Origin of the sequence: Janibacter melonis, assembly GCF_003721155.3 — a bacterium.
GTDB classification, from domain to species: Bacteria; Actinomycetota; Actinomycetes; order Actinomycetales; family Dermatophilaceae; genus Marihabitans; species Marihabitans melonis.
On sequence record NZ_CP044548.2, the window covers coordinates 3,249,731 to 3,266,419 of the forward strand.

Consider the following 16,689-nt stretch of genomic DNA (forward strand, 5'->3'; position numbering starts at 1 on the left):
TCGTCGGCCCGGCCGCAGCACGAGGTGCTGCCGGCGCTACGAGGTGATGCCTGCAGCAGCTCGTGCGGGGGCGCCGACGGCGTCGAGGAGGGTGCGAAGGGGGAGCCACACGTCCCGGCCCTCCTGGTGCACGGCGTACGCGGTCATCTCCACCGGGGGGTCGAGGGTGACGAGGGCGACGCCGGCGGGCAGCGGGTACCACTGCGGGACGAGCCCGACGCCGTGGCCGTCGCGCACGAGGTCGCACACGAGGTCGAGGCTGTCCATGCGGTGGGTGACGCGGGGGGCGATCCCGGCGAGCCCGCCGAGGAATCGGACGGCGATCTCGTCGGCGGTGTTGCGCGAGTTGGTGATCCACGCCCGGTCGCCGAGATCGGCCAGACCGAGGTGCGCGTCCGCGGCGGGCACGGCGACCCCCCACCGCGCCTGCCACAGCGGGTGGGTGACGAGCCGGGTGGGCACGCTCGCCGGGGCCACCTGGTAGTCGTAGGTGAGCGCGAGGTCGAGGTCGTCGTGGAGCAGCAGCTCGTAGGCCTCGGGCGGCTCGCACTCGGTGAGCTCGAAACGCAGGCCCGGTGCGCTCTCGCGCAGCGCCTCGACGGCGGGCAGGGCGGTGCGACGCAGGGCCGACCCGAAGCCGCCGACCCGCACCGTGCCCGTCGGCTCGGCGTGCGGGTCGAGCTCGCTGCGGGCCGACTCGACCTCGGCGAGGATGCGCACAGCGCGCTCGGCGAGACGGCGCCCTGCGGGCGTGAGGCGCACGCGCCGGCCGTCGGGCTCGAGCAGCGTCGCGTCGACGTCGCGGGCGAGGGCGGCGAGCTGCTGCGAGACGGTCGACGTCGTCGTCGCGTGCTCGTGCGCCACCGCGCGCATCGAGCCCAGGCGGGAGAGGTCGACGAGCAGCTCGAGCCGGCGCAGGTCCATCACCCGATCGTCACGGATCGGCGAACGACATGTCCAGCCATCTCACGTGGACGCGGACGGTCGGTGCGCGCTTCACTTCGAGTCATGACCGACACCGCGACCCGTCCGGCTCCCGCCACGCCGGCGACCTCGTCCCGCCAGGGCGCGCTCATGGCGCTCGCCGCGATGCTCAGCGTCCAGGTCGGCGTCGCCCTGGCCGTCGACCTCTCCCACGACGTGGGGGCCCTCGGCGCGGCCTGGCTGCGTCTGGTGTGGGCCGGCCCGATCATGCTCCTCGTCCTGCGCCCGCGGCTGCGCGGCCTGAGCGGCGAGGCGTGGCGCGCGTGCATCACCTTCGGGGTGGTCATCGCCGGCATCACCATGCTCTTCATGGCGGCGCTCACCCGGCTGCCGATGGGCACGGCGAGCGCGCTGGAGTTCCTCGGCCCGCTCGGCGTGGCCGTCGTGCGGGGTCGGGGACCGGCCCGGGCCTGGGCACTCGTCGCCGCTCTCGGCGTGCTGCTGCTCACCCGGCCGTGGGCCGGCGACGTCGACCTCGTCGGGGTCGGCCTCGCGCTCGCCGCGGCCTGCTGCTGGGCGGCCTACATCATCCTCAGCCAGCGGGTCGGCGACCTCGTCGGCGGGGTGACCGGGCTGGCGATCGCGCTCCCCGTCGCCGGGCTCGTCTCGACGCTCGTCGCCGCGCCGTCGACGGTCGAGCATCTCACCTGGCAGCTCGCCGTCGTCGGGATCGGCCTGGCGCTCCTCGTGCCGGTCGTCCCCTTCGCGCTCGAGATGCTCGCCCTGCGCCGCCTGACGACGGCAGCCTTCGGCACGCTCATGAGCGTCGAGCCGGCCATCGCGGTCGTCATCGGGCTCGTCGTGCTGCACCAGGTGCCGCACCCGCTCGCCGTCGTCGGGGTCGCGTGCGTCGTCGCCGCGGGCATCGGGGCGGAGCGCTACGGCGCCCGCGAGCTGCCGCCCGCCTCGACCGGGGCCTGAGCCAGCAGCACCTCGCCGCGCGGGCAGCCGCACGAGGTGCGGCACGGGCGACGAGGTGCTGCCTGCAGCAGCTCGTCGCTTGGGGGCGAAGGGGAGTCAGCCCCGCGCGACGACCCACCAGAAGTCGCCGTAGGGCGGGCCGAGCAGGGCTCCGGCGGCGCTGGCCCGGGCGAGCGCATCGAGGTAGCCGACGGGGTCCCGCCGCGCCATGTCGTGCTCCGGCGAGGCGGCCGAGGGACCCCACCGGCGCACGGCGTCGGCGCCCATGACGAGCTCGTCATGGCGCAGGGAGTCGACGGCCACGTGAGCGGTGACGTCGCAGGAGCCGTCCGGCGTCGGAGCGGTCACCGCGCCGTCGCGGTACCCCGAGAGGGTGCCCGACTCGGGGCGCTGGGTGCGGACGTGGCCGTAGTCGACGGCGACCGCCGCTCGGGGCCGCCAGGCGTCGAGCATCCCCGACCAGGCGTCGTCACGGGCTCGTCCGACCTCGACGCGCTGACCGGGCTCGCGGGCCGGCCACCACCGCTGCGCCCAGGCGAGGTCGTCCGCCCCGACGTCCTCGCCGAGGGTCTCGGCGCCGTCGGGACCGACATGCACCTCGCGCAGGCGGCCCTCGTCGTCGACCTGGGCGACGACGCACGGCACGACGTCGAGCCACTCGTGCGCGACGACCAGTGCGCCGTCGAGGGGTGCCCCCAGGGACTCCTCGACGTGACGGGCGCTCGGCAGCGCGGCGCCACCGGGGGAGCGGACCCACCCCGATGACGGGTCGAGGCCTGCCGGGCGCTCGACGACGTCGACCCCGACGAGCGGTCCCTCGTGGCCCCCCTCGCGCAGGGCGTGCAGCAGCTCGCCGCGGCCGGCGCCGACGTCGACGACCGCGTGCGCGCCGGCGTCACGCGCCAGGCCGAGCACGGTCGTCGCGAGGGCTCGCCCCACCGGCCCGTGGGTCGCGGTCTCGAAGTGCCCGGACGGTCCCTCCGCGCGGCGGTAGAAGCCGTCCTCGCCGTACAGCGCGTCGTGCCACGCGCGGGCCCAGGTGCTCATGCGCGATCAGCCTAGGCCCGGCCCGGCGGGTACCGTCTGCCCGTGATGGCACCCGACCCGATGCAGCACCCGCGCCCCTGGCTGCGGGTCGGCGTCGTCGGCGCCGGGCGCGTCGGCGCCGTCCTCGGCGCCGCGCTCGCCTCCGCCGGGCACCGCGTCGTCGCGGTGAGCGCCGTGAGCGAGGCCAGCCGCGAGCGCGCCGAGCTGCTCCTGCCCGACGTTCCGGTCCTGCCCGTCGAGGAGGTCGTCGCCGCGGGCGACCTCGTCCTGCTCGCCGTGCCCGACGACGCCCTCGCCGGTCTCGTCACCGGTCTCGCGGCCACCGGGGTCTGGCGCCCCGGGCAGATCGCCGCCCATACCTCGGGAGCGCACGGCATCGCCCCCTTCGCCCCGGCGACGCAGATGGGCGTCGTGCCCCTCGCCCTGCACCCGGCGATGACCTTCACCGGCACCTCGCTCGACCTCGCGCGGCTGCACGAGGCGTGCTTCGGGATCACCACCCCTGGGCCGCTGCGCGCCGTCGCCGAGGCCCTCGTCATGGAGATGGGTGGCGAGCCGGTGTGGGTGCCCGAGGAGGCCCGGCCGCTCTACCACGCGGCTCTCGCGCACGGCAGCAACCACCTCGTCACCCTCGTCGCGCAGGCCCGCGAGATCCTCGCCGAGGCCGGCATCTCCGCCGGGGAGCGGCTGCTGCGCCCGCTCCTGCAGGCCAGCCTGGACGGCGCCCTCGCCTCGGGCGACTCCGCGCTCACCGGCCCCGTCGCCCGCGGCGACGTGGGCACCGTCGAGACGCACCTGCGGGTCCTCGCCGACCTCGCCCCCGACATCCGGCCGGCCTACGCCGCTCACGCCAGCGCGACCGCCCGTCGTGCCCAGCGGGTCGGGCGGCTGCGCCCTGACCTCGCCCGCCCGATCCTCGACCGCACCGAGCGCGCGGTCACCTCCCCCGACCCCGAGGAGAACCCATGACCGCCGCACCGGTCGTCGCCCGCACCCGCGACGAGCTGCGCACCGCGCGGGTCGCCCTCACCGGGCAGACCGCCGTCGTCATGACGATGGGCGCCCTCCACGAGGGGCACGCGACCCTCATCCGCGAGGCGCGGCGCGAGGCCGAGCACGTCGTCGTGACGATCTTCTTGAACCCCCTCCAGTTCGGGCCGAAGGAAGACCTGTCGAAGTACCCGCGCACCTTCGACGACGACATGCAGATCTGCCGTGCCGAAGGGGTCGACGTCGTCTTCGCCCCCACCCCCGACGTCATCTACCCCGATGGCGACCCCGGCGTGCGCATCTCCGCCGGCCCCCTCGGCGACGTCCTCGAGGGGCAGGCCCGCCCCGGCCACTTCGACGGCATGCTCACCGTCGTCGCCAAGCTCATGCACCTCACCGGCGGTGACAGCTTCTACTTCGGGCAGAAGGACGCCCAGCAGCTGCTCCTCATCCGCCGCATGGTCCGTGACATCGACTTCCCGGCGCGGGTCGTCTCGGTACCCACGGTCCGTGAGGCCGACGGACTGGCCCTGAGCAGCCGCAACACCTACCTCACCGACACCGACCGCGAGGTCGCCCTCGCCCTGTCGCGTGCCCTGCACGAAGGAGCTCAGCGCGCCGAGGAGGGCCCGTCCGCCATCCGCCGCGCCGCGCGCGAGGTCCTCGTCGCCGAGCCGCTCGCGCTCGTCGACTACCTCGTGCTCGTCCACCCGACGACCCTGCAGGACGTGCCCGAGTGGTACCACGGCGAGGCGCTGCTGGCGGTGGCTGCCCGCGTCGGCACGACCCGGCTCATCGACAACACCCCCGTGCTCGTCGGTCCCGGTGGGGGAGCGCGGCAGGTCTTCAGCGACACCGCGAGCGCCGCCGCCGCCGTCTGACCGACCCGCCCCACCGCCACGACCCCCGCCCGACGACGAAGGACCTCCCGTGCAGCGCTTCATGCTCCACAGCAAGATCCACCGCGCCACCGTCACCCAGGCCGACCTGCACTACGTCGGCTCCCTGACGATCGACCGCGACCTCATGGACGCGGCCGACCTGCTGCCGGGCCAGCAGGTCGACGTCGTCGACGTCGACAACGGCAACCGCCTGACGACCTACGCCATCGAGGGCGAGCGGGGCAGCGGCATCCTGTGCATCAACGGCGCCGCCGCCCGTCTCGTCGCGCCCGGCGACGTCGTCATCGTCATCGCGTACGCGGCGATGGACGACGAGGAGGCGCGCACCTTCGAGCCGCAGGTCGTCTTCGTCGACGCCGACAACCGGGTCGTCGAGGTCGAGCACGACCCGGGCGACGTGCCCGACGGCTTCGGGCTGTCGACGTCCGCGGTCACCGCGCGCCCGCACCCGCACGGACCCGGGGCCGGCGCCTAGCCCGACCGGGCGGGCGACGGGAGGGGGTTTTCCCTTCGATATCCTCGGGGGGTGACCGACACCCCCGCTGCACCCGCTCCCGACGTCGACCTCCCCGAGCAGATGCGGGTCCGCCGGGACAAGCGCGACCGGCTCCTGGCCCAGGGTGTCGCCCCCTACCCCGTGAGCGTGGGCCGGACCCACTCCCTGCGCGAGGTCGTCGAGGGCTACGCCCACCTCGAGACCGGCGAGGAGACCCAGGACGTCGTCACCGTCGTCGGGCGCGTGATGTTCGTCCGCACCACCGGCAAGCTCGCCTTCGCCTCGCTCCAGGAGGGCGTCGGCGACCGCCTCCAGGTCATGCTCTCGCTCGCCGAGGTGGGCGAGGACGCCCTCGCCGCGTGGAAGTCCGACGTCGACCTCGGCGACCACGTCGCCGTCACCGGTCGCGTCATCCGCAGCCGCCGTGGCGAGCTGTCGGTCATGGCGACCGGGTGGACGATGGCGAGCAAGGCGCTGCGCCCGCTGCCGGTGCTGCACAAGGAGCTCTCCGAGGAGGCCCGCGTGCGCCAGCGCTACGCCGACCTCGTCGTGCGCCAGGAGGCCCGTGACGTCGTGCGCACCAAGGCCACCGTCCTGCGCGCGGTCCGGGCCACCCTCGACGCCGACGGCTTCGTCGAGGTCGAGACCCCGGTGCTCCAGCTCGTCCACGGCGGTGCCGCCGCCCGCCCCTTCGGCACGCACATGAACGCCTTCGACCAGGACATGTCGTTGCGCATCGCGCTCGAGCTCAACCTCAAGAAGGCCGTCGTCGGCGGGGTCGACCGGGTCTACGAGATGGGCCGGATCTTCCGCAACGAGGGCGTCGACTCCACGCACAGCCCGGAGTTCACGATGCTCGAGGCGTACGAGGCCTACGGCGACCAGCGCACGGTCGCCGAGCTCACCCGCCGGATCTACCTCGCCGTGGCCGACGCCCTCGGCTCGCGCCAGGTCGAGACGCCGAAGGGGGTCGTCGACCTCGACGGCGAGTGGCGCTGGCTGTCGGTCTACCCGGCCCTCGGCGAGGCCGTCGGCCGCGAGATCACCCCCGACACCCCGCTCGCCGAGCTCGTCGCGATCGCCGCCGAGCACGACGTCGAGATCGACCCGGCGTGGCCGGCGGGCAAGGTGGTCATCGAGCTCTTCGGCGAGATCGTCGAGCCGGGCATCCTCGCGCCGACCTTCGTCCACGACTACCCGGCCGAGGCGCAGCCGCTGGCCCGCCGCCACGACGACGACCCGCGTCTCATCCATGCGTGGGACCTCATCATCGCCGGGGTCGAGCGCGGCACCGGCTTCACCGAGCTCGTCGACCCGGTCGTGCAGCGCGAGGTGCTCACCGCGCAGTCCCTCGCGGCCGCCGCGGGCGACCCCGAGGCGATGCAGCTCGACGAGGACTTCCTGCGCGCGCTCGAGTACGGCGCCCCGCCGATGGGCGGGATCGGGATCGGCATCGACCGCATGGTGATGTTCTTCACCGGGGCCTCGATCCGCGAGACCCTGCTCTTCCCGCACCTGAAGCCGGAGGCGTGATGTTCGACGCGATCTCGCCCTATCTCGCGACGCTCCTGCCGACCGTCGGGGTGGCATTCCTCTTCTACTGGATCATCAGGTACATGATCGAGGCCGACCGCCGTGAGCGGAAGGCGCTCGCGTCGTGGCGCAAGGAGCACGAGCGCAACGACCCCAACCGCGGCACGGTGGCGCGGGGCGCGGAGTCCGAGGCCGGATCGACGCAGGACCTTCAGGAGCGTCCCGAGGACGACGGGGCTATTTCGGCGGACGGCTCGGCGTCGGTCGACGACAATTCGACAAATGCGCCCACGGACGACCCGAAAGCCTGAACGCTCCCACCTGCACGTTTGTCAGGAAATGGCTTTTCGACCCCATCGGTAATACATTGCTCGTGCCCCACATAAATGGTCGGTGCCCGTTCGGGCGCTGACGCACGAGAATGATCGGTGGAAATCCATGGCTCAGCGAGTCCAAGTCATCCTCGAGGACGACATCGACGGCGGTCCCGCCGACGAGACCGTGACCTTCGGTCTCGACGGGGCGACCTACGAGATCGACCTCAACGAGCGCAACGCCGCCGCCCTGCGTGACGCGATGGCGGCCTACGTCGGCGCCGGTCGCCGGTCGGGCGGGCGTCGCAGCACCCGTCGCAAGAGCAGCGACAGCGGCTCGAGCAGCAGCAGCAGCGGCACCAGCGAGATCCGCGAGTGGGCCCGGGCCAACGGCTACGAGGTCAGCGAGCGCGGACGGATCAGCGCGGAGGTCAAGGAGGCCTACGAGAAGGCCACCAGCTGACCCATCAGCAGCAGCAGACCGGCGCGGTGCCTGACTTCGCCGCCGGTCTGCTGTCGTTGCGGGGGCACCTGGCCTATCTCGACGTCGTCCCCGACGGGCCGGCGGCCCGGGGGCCGGGCTGGTTGCCCCTCGACGCGCCCCTGCACGACCCGGACCTCACCCGACGATGGGTCGAGCGCTACGCCGAGATCACCCGGGCGCAGTCCGGCGTCGCCCCGCCCGGGATGCCGTCGGCCTTCGTCCTGCAGCACCACCTCGACCCCCTTGCCCAGGTCGTCGCCACGGCCGCCGTGCGCGGCACCTGGGTCCTCGACGCCGACCCCGCCCGCTGGGCCGTCCGGCTCGAGCCCACCTTCGGCTACCCCGTCGCGGTGCGGGTGGCGAAGGGGGAGTCCGCCGAGGTCGCGGACCTGGGGGAGCGGGTCCGCCGTGCGCAGGCCGGCTACCTCGTCGCCGCGGCCGAGATCGCGACGGCCTTCCCTGCGGCGCACCGCATGTCCTCTCGTCAGCGCCTCGGGATGGGTCGCGACATGTGGCGCGGAGCGCTGCGCCGCCTGCTCGGCGGCCCGCTGCCCCGACGCGAGTCGTGCTGCCTGCTCTACGCCCTGCCCGCCATGCACCCCTGCGGCGGCTGCCCCCGCGTCTGATCGCTCTCGCAGGGCGAGGTTCGAAGGCCGCCGCGGCCCGAGCCTCTTGCTGGTCGAGGTGCGAAGGCCGCCGCGGCCCGAGCCTCTTGCTGGTCGAGGTGCGAAGGCCCCCAGGGCCTGAGCCTCGAGACCATCTGCCGACGTCGTGGTCTCGAGGCTCCTTCGTCGCACCTCGACCACCGAGCGGCTCAGCCCAGCAGGTCCTCGAGGAGGTCGCCGTCGCGGTCGAGGCGCTCGAGCACCTCGTGGGTCTCGAGCTGGCGCAGCGCCTCGGGGTCCTCGGCGCCCTCCTCGACCTCGTCCCACGTCCGGGGGGCGGCGACCCACGGGTCGTCGCGGCCACGCATCGAGTACGGGCTGATCGTCGTTTTCGCGGCGACGTTCTGGCTCCAGTCGAGGAAGACCTTGCCCGGGCGCAGCGTCTTCGTCATCCGCCACAGCAGCAGGTCCGGGTGCTCGCCGGTCAGCTCTTGCGCGAGCTGCTGGGCGAGGTCTCGCACCTGCGCCGAGCTGAGGTCGCCGCCGAGCCCGGCGTACAGCTGCATCCCCTTGCTCCCGGAGGTGACCGGGTAGAGCTCCATCCCCAGGCGCTCCAGCCGCTCCCGGACGACGAGCGCCGCGCGCGCGCACTCGTGCAGCCCGGCGGGCGGGCCCGGGTCGAGGTCGATGACGAGCCTGTTCGGGTGCTGCGGCTCGCCGTCGACGACGGTCCACTGCGGCACGTGGAGCTCGAGCGCGTTGAGGTTGACGAGGTAGGTGAGGGTCGCCTGGTCGGGCACGAGGGGGTACGTGACGTCGTCGACCTGCACCCGCGGCAGCCAGCTGGGCGCACCAGATGGCACGTTCTTCTCGAAGAAGGACGCGTCTCCGGTGCCGTGCGGCCAGCGCACGCGGGTCACCGGCCGGTCGGCGAGGTGCGGCAGGAGGACCGGGGCGACCTGCGCGTAGTAGGCGAGAACCTCCCCCTTCGTCGTCTCGGTCGCCGGGTACATGACCTTGTCGAGCGAGGTGAGCCGCAGGGTGCGACCTTCGACCTCGACGCGGGTCACCTGCGGGTCAGGCATCGAGGTCCTCCGGGTCGAGGTCGGGTCGCACGCGCTGGAAGGCGGGCTGGCGCAGCCGGCCGCCGTCGGTGTGGCCGAGAGAGGCGACGTCGACGACGACCCGCGGGGTCACCCAACGTGCCCCGCGGGCGTCGAGCCGCGGCAGCTCCTCGGCGAAGGGGGACCCCGCGGAGGCGAGCGGGTCGAGCAGCTCGCGCAGCCGGTCGCCCGCCCGTCCGCCGAGCCCGGACCCGACCCGCCCCGCGAAGTGCAGGCCTTCCGGCCCGGGCACCCCGACGAGGACCGCGCCGAGACGGTCGGCGCCCGACGTCTCCGGCCGCCACCCGCCGACGACGACCGAGGTCGTGCGCCGGTGCGGCATCTTCTGCCAGTCCGACGAGCGGCGGGCGGCGACGTACGGCGCGTCCCGTCGCTTGCTGACGATGCCCTCGAGCCCCTGCTCCGCGGTCGCGGCGAGCAGCTGCTCGCCGTCGTCGAAGACCGGGGGGACCTGCCACCGGGCGGTGTCGATGTCGAGCTGCTCGAGCAGCGCGCGACGCGCGCTCCAGGGCTGGGCGGTGATGTCCTGACCGAGCACCCGCAGCAGGTCGAAGGCCATGAAGGTCACGGGGGTGGCGGCGGCGAGCTGCTCGGCCCGGCGGGCGGAGCTCACGTGCATCCGGTCGGCGAGCGCGGCGAAGGAGGGGACGCCGTCACGCAGCGCGACGACCTCGCCGTCGAGGAGCAGGTCGTCGTAGAGGTCGGCGAGCCCGGCGAGCTCGGGGTAGGCGGTCGTCACGTCGCGCTCGGTCCGCGAGCGCAGGGTGAGGTGCCCGTCGTGGACGTCGGCGAGCACCCGCATGCCGTCCCACTTCACCTCGTGCACCCACGCCTCACCCCGGGGCACGTGGTCGGCGGTGACGGCGAGCATCGGACGCATGTCGTCATCGTGCCGCACGGCTGGTGAGATGCTGGCGCCATGGTGCGTGCGGGTGCGGGCGAGACGTCGGGGCTCCCGGCTCGTCGCGCGGTGCTCGCCGGTCTCGGCGGAGTGCTCCTGCCCGGGACCGCCGGGTGCCTCGGGCCCTCGTGGCAGGAGGTCGCGGCCACGAGCGTCACGATCGCGACCGGCAACCGACGCGGGGTCTTCGACCTGTACGGCGAGGCCCTCGCCGAGGTGCTCCACCGCCGCCTGCCCACCGTGTCGGTGCGCACCCTGCGCACGGACGCCTCGGTGACGAACCTGCGCGAGGTGCACCGCGGACGGGCAGACCTCGGCTTCTCGCTCGGCGACGTCGCGGCCGACGCGATCGCCGGACGTGGCAGCACCGACGAGCCGCTCGACCTCGCCGCCCTCGCCCGGACCTACGACAGCTTCGTCCACCTCGTCGTGCGCGCCGGCTCCTCGATCAGCGAGCTGCGCGACCTGCGCGGCCGCCGGGTGAGCATCGGGGCGCCGGGGTCGGGCACCCGCGTCGTCGCGTGGCGGCTCATGTCGTCGGTCGGGCTGCGCGAGGACGACCTCGACCCCGTCGAGGAGAGCCTGCAGCCGTCGGCGGACGCGCTCGCCCAGGGCGAGCTCGACGCCTTCTTCTTCGTGAGCGGCCTGCCGAACACCGCGGTCGTCGAGCTCGCCGAGCGCCGCGACATCCGCCTCGTCGACCTCGGAGACCTCGTCCGCCCGCTGTCGCGGCGCTACGGCGCGGAGTTCACCCCGGGCGGGGTGCCCGCCTCCACCTACGACGTGCCCGCCGTCGAGACGGTGAGCGTCAAGAACTACCTCGTCGTGCGGCCCGGTCTCGACGAGGCGCTCGCCTACGCCATCACCCGCGTCGTCTTCGAGGACCAGGCCGCGATCGACCGCATCGCGCCAGGGGTCCCGCAGCCGAACGTCGGCGCCGCGATCTTCACCTCGCCCCTGCCCCTGCACCCCGGTGCGGCCCGCTACTTCCGCGAGCAGCGTGCCTAGCCGACAGCCCGCAGGAGCAGCACGACCGAGAGACCGCCGCTCTCGGGCGCGGTGACGTGCATCCGGCCGCCGACGTCGGCCAGCCGCGCCTGGACGATCGCCAGACCCAGACCGGTGCCCGCGACGTTCTGGTGGGTGCGCCCGCGGAAGAAGCGGGCCCCCACCTTCGGCACGTCCTCCGGGTGCAGCCCGGCGCCGTGGTCGCGCACGTTGACGCGCACCCATCGGCCCTCCGGGTCGCTCACCTCGTCGACGGCGACGCGCACGAGAGAGGCGGGGGCGAACTTCGCCGCGTTGTCCAGGAGCGCGTCGAGGGCCACGTCGAGGACCTCGGGCGTCGCGAGCGCGAGGGCCTGCGCGGGCACGTCGACGTCGAAGGGGTCGAAGACCGGCGCCCACATCTCGCACCGCCCGCGCACGACCCCGGCCACGTCGAGCGGCGTCGGGGTGACGGGGACCGCGCCGACCTGGCTGAGGTGCAGCAAGGACTCGACCGTGGCGCTCAGCCGGTCAGCCTCCTCGAGGACGAGCCCGACGGAGCCCGGCTCGGCGCCCTCGTCGGCCAGACCCTCCGCGCGCAGCCGCAGCGCGGTGAGCGGGTTGCCGAGCTGGTGGGCGGCGTCGGCGACGAGCTCGCGCTGCTGGCGCTGCGAGGCCTCGACGCTGTCGACCATGACGTTGAAGGAGCGCGCGAGGTGGCGCAGCTCGGGCGGACCGTCCTCGGTGGCCCGCGAGGTGAGGTCTCCGTCGGAGAGGCGCACGGCGGCCTCGTCGAGCCGCCGCACCGGCCGCAGGACCCAGCCGACGAAGGGGATGACGACCCCGTAGCTCGTGACGAGCAGGGTGACCAGGCCGAGGACGGCCAGCCACGTCATGCCGCGCGAGAGGTCCTCGTGCACGCCCTGCGTCGGTGCCGACAGGACGACCGCGCCGAGGACCTGCGAGTCGCGGCCGACGGGGGAGCCGATGACGATGGAGTCCTCCCGCCAGGGCCAGGCGGTCGGCGGGGGCTGCGCCCCGGCGCCGTCGAGCGCCTCGGCGGTCGCGGCCCGCACCCGGGGGTCGTCGCCACCGGGTCCGGCCTGGGCGACGACCTCGCGGTTGGCGTTGACGACGACGACCGAGCCGCCGTAGACCTCGGTGTAGCGCTGCAGGTCGGCCGACAGCCCGGTGAAGGTGTCCTCCTCGAGCGCGTCCTCGGCGACGACGGCGAAACGGGTCGTGTCACCCAGCCGTTCGGCGAAGAGGTCCTGGGTGCGCTCGGCGGCATGGGTGACGACGAGCGGGGTCATGAGCGCCACGAGCATCGCGCCGACGAGCACGAGCGAGACGATGAGCATGCGTCGCCGCACGGCTCACCCCTTCGCCGCGATGCGGTACCCGACGCCGCGGACCGTCTCGATCATCGCCGGGCAGCCCAGCTTGGAGCGAAGGGCGGAGACGTGGACGTCGAGGGTGCGGGACGCACCCACCCACGCGGTCTCCCAGATCGAGGACATGAGGGCCTCGCGGGTGACGGCCGCGCCCTCGGCCTGGACGAGCATCCGCAGCAGGTCGAACTCCTTGCGGGTGAGGCGGATCTCCTCCTCGCCGACCCACACCTGCCGCGAGCCGTGGTCGAGCCGGATCTCGCCGACCTGCTCGACGGGGTCGGGGAGGTGGACGAGCGAGCGCCGCATGACGGCGTCGATGCGAGCCATGAGCTCGGCGAGGCGGTAGGGCTTGGTGACGTAGTCGTCGACCCCGGCGCGCAGCGCGTTGACCACCGTGGCCTCGTCGCGTCGGGCCGTCACCGCGATGATCGGGATGTCGGTGGTCTCGCGCAGGTGACGGCACAGGACGAGCCCGTCCTGGTCGGGCAGGCCCATGTCGAGCAGGACGAGGTCCGCCTCGCCCACGGCCTCGAGGGCGCGAGCGGCGGTGGGCGCGCGACGCACGTCGAGGTTGGCCCGGCGCAGGGCGGGGGTGAGGGCCGCGACCACCCGGTCGTCGTCCTCGACGAGCAGGACCCTCATGGCGCCTCCTCGCGCTCCCCGCACCCCCCGGTCGGGCGTGCCCAGCCCCGGGTGACGAAGGTCAGATCTGTGTAAAGTCTCGCGGCCGGCGAGATGACCCGACCTGGCTCGCTCCTACGGTACCGGGCATGACAACGTCGTCTACCACGAGTCGGGATCCCGAGCCGGGCACCCCCGACGTCGATGCACTCACCGCCGAGTACGACGAGGAGAAGCCCTCCCGGACCCTGTCCCGGGGGCTCGAGCGCCTCGTCGTCCTGTGGTGCTTCGGCGTCGCGATCTTCGTCATCCGTCAGGTCTTCGCACCGCTCGAGCTGGGCAGCCAGTACTACCTCGTGTGGTTCCTCGGGCTGACCCTGCCGCTGGTCTTCCTCACCTACCGCATGCGCGGACGGGCCGAGGGCAGCGACGTCGACCCCGGAGCGGCACGCACGTCAGGGGCCACGGACCGCTCCGACAACCCGGGCGTCGTCGACTGGGTCCTCGCCGCGGTCGCGCTCCTCGTCGCCCTCTACCCGGTGCTGCCCATCCCGCTGTCGGAGATCGGCTTCGGCGGGTACAAGGGCTTCCTCGACCGCCAGGGCTCGCTCGTCACGCTCGACGTGGTCGCCGGCGCCCTGCTGATGCTCCTCGTGCTCGAGGCCACCCGCCGCACGACCGGCCTCGTCCTGCCCGCGGTCTGCGTCGCCTTCTTCGCCTACGCGTACTACGGCGGCTTCCTGCCCGTCGACTGGCGGATCAGCCACCTCGGCCTCGACCTCTCCCAGATCGTCAACGCGCTCTACAACGAGGCGTCAGGCTTCTTCGGGGTGCCGCTCGACGTTGCCGCCACCTACATCGTGCTCTTCACGATCTACGGCGCGGTCATCGACAAGATGGGCGCCGGACGCTTCTTCGTCGAGTTCAGCTTCTCGCTCTTCCGCCGTTCCGGCTCGGCCCCCGGCCGCACCGTCGCGACCTCCGGCTTCCTGCTCGGCACGGTCTCCGGGTCGGGCACGGCGACCGCCGTGACTCTGGGCTCCTTCGCCTGGCCGATCCTCAAGCGGGCGGGCTACCCCCGTGAGGCCGCCGGTGGCATGCTCGCCGCCTCCGGCATCGGCGCGATCCTCTCGCCGCCGACGATGGGCGCCGCGGCCTTCATCATCGCCGAGTACCTCAGCGTCCCCTACGTCGAGGTCCTCATCTGGGCGATCGTCCCGACCCTGCTGTACTACCTCGGCATCTTCCTCGCCGTCGAGATCGACGCCCGACGCTTCGGCGCCCGGCGGGTCGAGCTGGCCATCGGCAACCCCCTTCGCCTCCTCGCCCGCTCCGGCTACCACTTCATCAGCCTCGGCGTCATCGTCTTCTTCCTCGCCATCGACGTCCCGCCCTTCAAGGCGGTCGTCTACGCGACCGGCGTCGCCGCCCTCTTCGGGCTCGCCGAGGCCGTCCTGTCCCGTCGTCGCGTCGTCACCGGCTTCGACGACTACGACGCGGAGCTCGAGCGCATGCCGCTCGGCGTCTCGCTGCGCGACTACGCCACCCGCCTCTTCATGGCCCTCAGCTCGGGCATCCGCTCGGCGCTGCCGGTCATCGCGGTCTGCGCCGCGGCGGGCGTCATCACCTCGGTCATCGCCAAGACGGGTCTCGGCCAGATCCTCTCGGAGCTGCTCGTCGCGGCTGCGGACGCGCTGTCCTTCAACCAGGCCTCGCTCATCGTCCTGTCGGCGCTCTTCTCGGCCGTCGCGATCCTCGTGCTGGGTCTCGCGGTGCCGGTCACCGCGTCCTTCATCCTCAGCTGGGTGATCATCGGGCCGGCGCTCATCACGCTCGGCGTGGAGGCCCCCCAGGTCGCGATGTTCATCTTCTACTACGCGGTCCTGTCGGAGGTGTCGCCGCCGACAGCCCTGGCGGCCGTCGCGTCGGCGGCCATCACCGGAGGACGGGTCATCCCCACGATGATGCAGGCCTGCAAGTACACGCTGCCGGCCTTCCTCGCCCCGATGGCCTTCGTCGTCACCGACAACGGCGCGCTGCTCATCGCCGAGGGAGACCTCCTCGACATCGCCTGGGCCTTCGTCGTCGCCGGGTGCGCGGTCGCGGCACTCGCGATCGCCACGACGGGCTGGGTGCTCGGGCCGACGACGAAGCTCGAGCGGGCACTGTGCGTGCCGGCGGCCCTGCTGCTGCTCTACCTCGTGCCGCTCTCCATCGCCATCGGCTTCGCGCTGCTCGCCCTGGCCCTCGTCATCCACGTCGTGCGGATCCGCTCCGGCAGGGGCCGACCGGCCGCGACCGGCGACCGCGCCGCCGAGCCGGCACCGGCCACCTGAGACCTCCCGACACCCGATCACCGTCGATCACCCAACAGAGAGAAGTCCTGACATGCGCATCACCACCATCACCGGCGCCGCCGCCGTCGCCGCCCTGCTGCTCAGCTCGTGCGGAGGCCAGCAGGACCGCAGCGCCTCCAACGGCGCGGACGAGTCGAGCTGCGACGCGGGCCAGGGCCGTCTGAACATCGCCACCGGCAACTCCACCGGCGTCTACTACGTCGTCGGCGGCGGGCTGGCCAAGCTCGTCAACGACGAGACCGAGCTGCGGGCCACCTCGGCCGAGACCGGCGCCTCCGTGCAGAACATCGAGCAGGTCGTCGCCGGCGACTACGACATCGGCTTCTCGCTCGCCGACTCCGCCGCCGACGCCGTCAACGGCAAGGGGGACTTCAAGGAGAAGCAGAGCATCCGCACCCTCGGTCGGATCTACTCCAACTACACCCACGTCGTGGTCAGCGAGTCGTCGGGCATCGACTCCGTCGAGGACTTCAAGGGCAAGCGCATCTCGACCGGCTCGCCCAAGTCGGGCACCGAGGTCATCGCCAACCGCCTCATCGAGACCGCCGGTCTCGACCTCGGCGACGTCAAGCGCCAGCGCCTCGACCTCACGAAGACCGTCGACGGCATGAAGGACGGCTCGATCGACGGCCTCGTGTGGTCCGGCGGTCTGCCGACCCCCGCCGTCACCGACCTCTTCACCTCGATGGGTGACAAGGTGAAGTTCATCGATGTGACCGACCAGCTCAAGGACATGCAGGCCGTCAACGAGGTCTACGAGGAGGCGACGATCCCCGCCGCCACCTACGAGCTCGACGAGGACGTCCCGACCATCGCCGTGCCGAACGTGCTCGTCGTGCGCGAGGACATGCCCGCCAACATGGCGTGCGCCCTCACCTCGCTCATGGTCGACAAGAAGGACGAGCTCGTGAAGGTCCACCCGGCCGCGAAGGAGATCGACGCGAAGACGATGAGCGAGACCGGCCCGATCCCGCTGCACGACGGCTCGGAGCGCGCGCTCGAGGACAAGAGCTGACCCCCGTGACCCAG

General features: G+C 73.2%; 17 protein-coding genes. 11 read left to right on the top strand and 6 right to left on the bottom strand.

All coding sequences use genetic code 11. From position 1 onward, the window contains the following. Positions 1–36: 36 nt before the first annotated feature. Entirely contained in the window at positions 37–924 is an 888-nt protein-coding gene (locus EEW87_RS15630; protein WP_123091306.1) for a LysR family transcriptional regulator, read from the bottom strand. Between the two features lie 84 nt (positions 925–1,008). On the opposite strand from EEW87_RS15630, the gene EEW87_RS15635 reads away from it, so the two are divergent. Beyond that, positions 1,009–1,905, top strand: coding sequence for an EamA family transporter (locus tag EEW87_RS15635; protein WP_123091305.1), 897 nt, complete (start codon positions 1,009–1,011; stop codon positions 1,903–1,905). Between the two features lie 96 nt (positions 1,906–2,001). On the opposite strand, the gene EEW87_RS15640 is transcribed toward EEW87_RS15635, so the two are convergent. Continuing rightward, on the bottom strand, positions 2,002–2,952 hold the full coding sequence (locus EEW87_RS15640; RefSeq protein ID WP_123091304.1) for an SAM-dependent methyltransferase: 951 nt from the start codon (positions 2,950–2,952) through the stop codon (positions 2,002–2,004). 45 nt (positions 2,953–2,997) lie between these two features. Between EEW87_RS15640 and EEW87_RS15645 the strand changes: the two genes are divergently transcribed. From EEW87_RS15645 to EEW87_RS15675, 7 genes are all read left to right on the top strand, one after another. Next, positions 2,998–3,921 (top strand): Rossmann-like and DUF2520 domain-containing protein, encoded by a 924-nt coding sequence (locus EEW87_RS15645; protein WP_225985551.1) that lies wholly within the window; start codon positions 2,998–3,000, stop codon positions 3,919–3,921. Continuing rightward, positions 3,918–4,823 carry a pantoate--beta-alanine ligase gene (gene panC, locus EEW87_RS15650; protein WP_068273034.1) on the top strand — a complete coding sequence of 302 codons (906 nt, stop codon included), beginning with the start codon at positions 3,918–3,920 and terminating at the stop codon, positions 4,821–4,823. The genes EEW87_RS15645 and panC overlap by 4 nt, the downstream gene beginning before the upstream one ends. Before the next feature lie 49 nt (positions 4,824–4,872). After that, the gene (gene panD / locus EEW87_RS15655; RefSeq protein ID WP_123091303.1) at positions 4,873–5,319 is read left to right on the top strand and encodes an aspartate 1-decarboxylase; all 447 of its coding nucleotides are present in this window, start codon (positions 4,873–4,875) and stop codon (positions 5,317–5,319) included. Positions 5,320–5,421: 102 nt separating this feature from the next. Next, complete coding sequence (gene lysS, locus EEW87_RS15660) at positions 5,422–6,873, top strand: lysine--tRNA ligase (protein WP_123091568.1); 1,452 nt, start codon at positions 5,422–5,424, stop codon at positions 6,871–6,873. Next, entirely contained in the window at positions 6,873–7,184 is a 312-nt protein-coding gene (locus tag EEW87_RS16875; protein ID WP_192826137.1) for a hypothetical protein, read from the top strand. Before lysS ends, EEW87_RS16875 begins: the two co-directional genes overlap by 1 nt. Before the next feature lie 127 nt (positions 7,185–7,311). Continuing rightward, positions 7,312–7,650, top strand: coding sequence for a histone-like nucleoid-structuring protein Lsr2 (locus EEW87_RS15670; protein WP_123091302.1), 339 nt, complete (start codon positions 7,312–7,314; stop codon positions 7,648–7,650). A 26-nt stretch (positions 7,651–7,676) separates the two neighbouring features. Continuing rightward, complete coding sequence (locus EEW87_RS15675; protein WP_123091301.1) at positions 7,677–8,297, top strand: (2Fe-2S)-binding protein; 621 nt, start codon at positions 7,677–7,679, stop codon at positions 8,295–8,297. Between the two features lie 188 nt (positions 8,298–8,485). On the opposite strand, the gene ligD (EEW87_RS15680) is transcribed toward EEW87_RS15675, so the two are convergent. Both ligD (EEW87_RS15680) and ligD (EEW87_RS15685) read right to left on the bottom strand, forming a co-directional pair. Continuing rightward, on the bottom strand, positions 8,486–9,361 hold the full coding sequence (gene ligD / locus EEW87_RS15680; RefSeq protein WP_123091300.1) for a non-homologous end-joining DNA ligase: 876 nt from the start codon (positions 9,359–9,361) through the stop codon (positions 8,486–8,488). After that, on the bottom strand, positions 9,354–10,280 hold the full coding sequence (gene ligD, locus EEW87_RS15685; RefSeq protein WP_123091299.1) for a non-homologous end-joining DNA ligase: 927 nt from the start codon (positions 10,278–10,280) through the stop codon (positions 9,354–9,356). Before ligD (EEW87_RS15685) ends, ligD (EEW87_RS15680) begins: the two co-directional genes overlap by 8 nt. Before the next feature lie 39 nt (positions 10,281–10,319). Between ligD (EEW87_RS15685) and EEW87_RS15690 the strand changes: the two genes are divergently transcribed. After that, entirely contained in the window at positions 10,320–11,309 is a 990-nt protein-coding gene (locus tag EEW87_RS15690) for a TAXI family TRAP transporter solute-binding subunit (protein ID WP_123091298.1), read from the top strand. Here the strand turns inward: EEW87_RS15690 and EEW87_RS15695 are convergent. Then, the gene (locus tag EEW87_RS15695; RefSeq protein WP_148041542.1) at positions 11,306–12,661 is read right to left on the bottom strand and encodes a sensor histidine kinase; all 1,356 of its coding nucleotides are present in this window, start codon (positions 12,659–12,661) and stop codon (positions 11,306–11,308) included. The two genes, EEW87_RS15690 and EEW87_RS15695, sit on opposite strands and share 4 nt — an antisense overlap. Before the next feature lie 3 nt (positions 12,662–12,664). After that, entirely contained in the window at positions 12,665–13,324 is a 660-nt protein-coding gene (locus EEW87_RS15700; protein WP_123091296.1) for a response regulator transcription factor, read from the bottom strand. A 128-nt stretch (positions 13,325–13,452) separates the two neighbouring features. Between EEW87_RS15700 and EEW87_RS15705 the strand changes: the two genes are divergently transcribed. Then, positions 13,453–15,639 (top strand): TRAP transporter permease, encoded by a 2,187-nt coding sequence (locus EEW87_RS15705; RefSeq protein WP_123091295.1) that lies wholly within the window; start codon positions 13,453–13,455, stop codon positions 15,637–15,639. 52 nt (positions 15,640–15,691) lie between these two features. Beyond that, positions 15,692–16,675 carry a TAXI family TRAP transporter solute-binding subunit gene (locus EEW87_RS15710; protein ID WP_068273054.1) on the top strand — a complete coding sequence of 328 codons (984 nt, stop codon included), beginning with the start codon at positions 15,692–15,694 and terminating at the stop codon, positions 16,673–16,675. The last annotated feature ends 14 nt before the right edge of the window (positions 16,676–16,689 follow it).

What these genes read in the sequence shown, in the direction of transcription:
- EEW87_RS15635 (WP_123091305.1), top strand. Translation starts at nt 1,009, where the DNA reads ATGACCGACACCGCGACCCGTCCGGCTCCCGCCACGCCGGCGACCTCG.
- panC (WP_068273034.1), top strand. Translation starts at nt 3,918, where the DNA reads ATGACCGCCGCACCGGTCGTCGCCCGCACCCGCGACGAGCTGCGCACC.
- EEW87_RS16875 (WP_192826137.1), top strand. Translation starts at nt 6,873, where the DNA reads ATGTTCGACGCGATCTCGCCCTATCTCGCGACGCTCCTGCCGACCGTC.
- EEW87_RS15645 (WP_225985551.1), top strand. Translation starts at nt 2,998, where the DNA reads ATGGCACCCGACCCGATGCAGCACCCGCGCCCCTGGCTGCGGGTCGGC.
- EEW87_RS15700 (WP_123091296.1), bottom strand. Translation starts at nt 13,324, where the DNA reads ATGAGGGTCCTGCTCGTCGAGGACGACGACCGGGTGGTCGCGGCCCTC.
- ligD (WP_123091300.1), bottom strand. Translation starts at nt 9,361, where the DNA reads ATGCCTGACCCGCAGGTGACCCGCGTCGAGGTCGAAGGTCGCACCCTG.
- EEW87_RS15710 (WP_068273054.1), top strand. Translation starts at nt 15,692, where the DNA reads ATGCGCATCACCACCATCACCGGCGCCGCCGCCGTCGCCGCCCTGCTG.
- EEW87_RS15670 (WP_123091302.1), top strand. Translation starts at nt 7,312, where the DNA reads ATGGCTCAGCGAGTCCAAGTCATCCTCGAGGACGACATCGACGGCGGT.
- EEW87_RS15630 (WP_123091306.1), bottom strand. Translation starts at nt 924, where the DNA reads ATGGACCTGCGCCGGCTCGAGCTGCTCGTCGACCTCTCCCGCCTGGGC.
- EEW87_RS15705 (WP_123091295.1), top strand. Translation starts at nt 13,453, where the DNA reads ATGACAACGTCGTCTACCACGAGTCGGGATCCCGAGCCGGGCACCCCC.
- ligD (WP_123091299.1), bottom strand. Translation starts at nt 10,280, where the DNA reads ATGCGTCCGATGCTCGCCGTCACCGCCGACCACGTGCCCCGGGGTGAG.
- EEW87_RS15690 (WP_123091298.1), top strand. Translation starts at nt 10,320, where the DNA reads ATGGTGCGTGCGGGTGCGGGCGAGACGTCGGGGCTCCCGGCTCGTCGC.
- EEW87_RS15640 (WP_123091304.1), bottom strand. Translation starts at nt 2,952, where the DNA reads ATGAGCACCTGGGCCCGCGCGTGGCACGACGCGCTGTACGGCGAGGAC.
- lysS (WP_123091568.1), top strand. Translation starts at nt 5,422, where the DNA reads ATGCGGGTCCGCCGGGACAAGCGCGACCGGCTCCTGGCCCAGGGTGTC.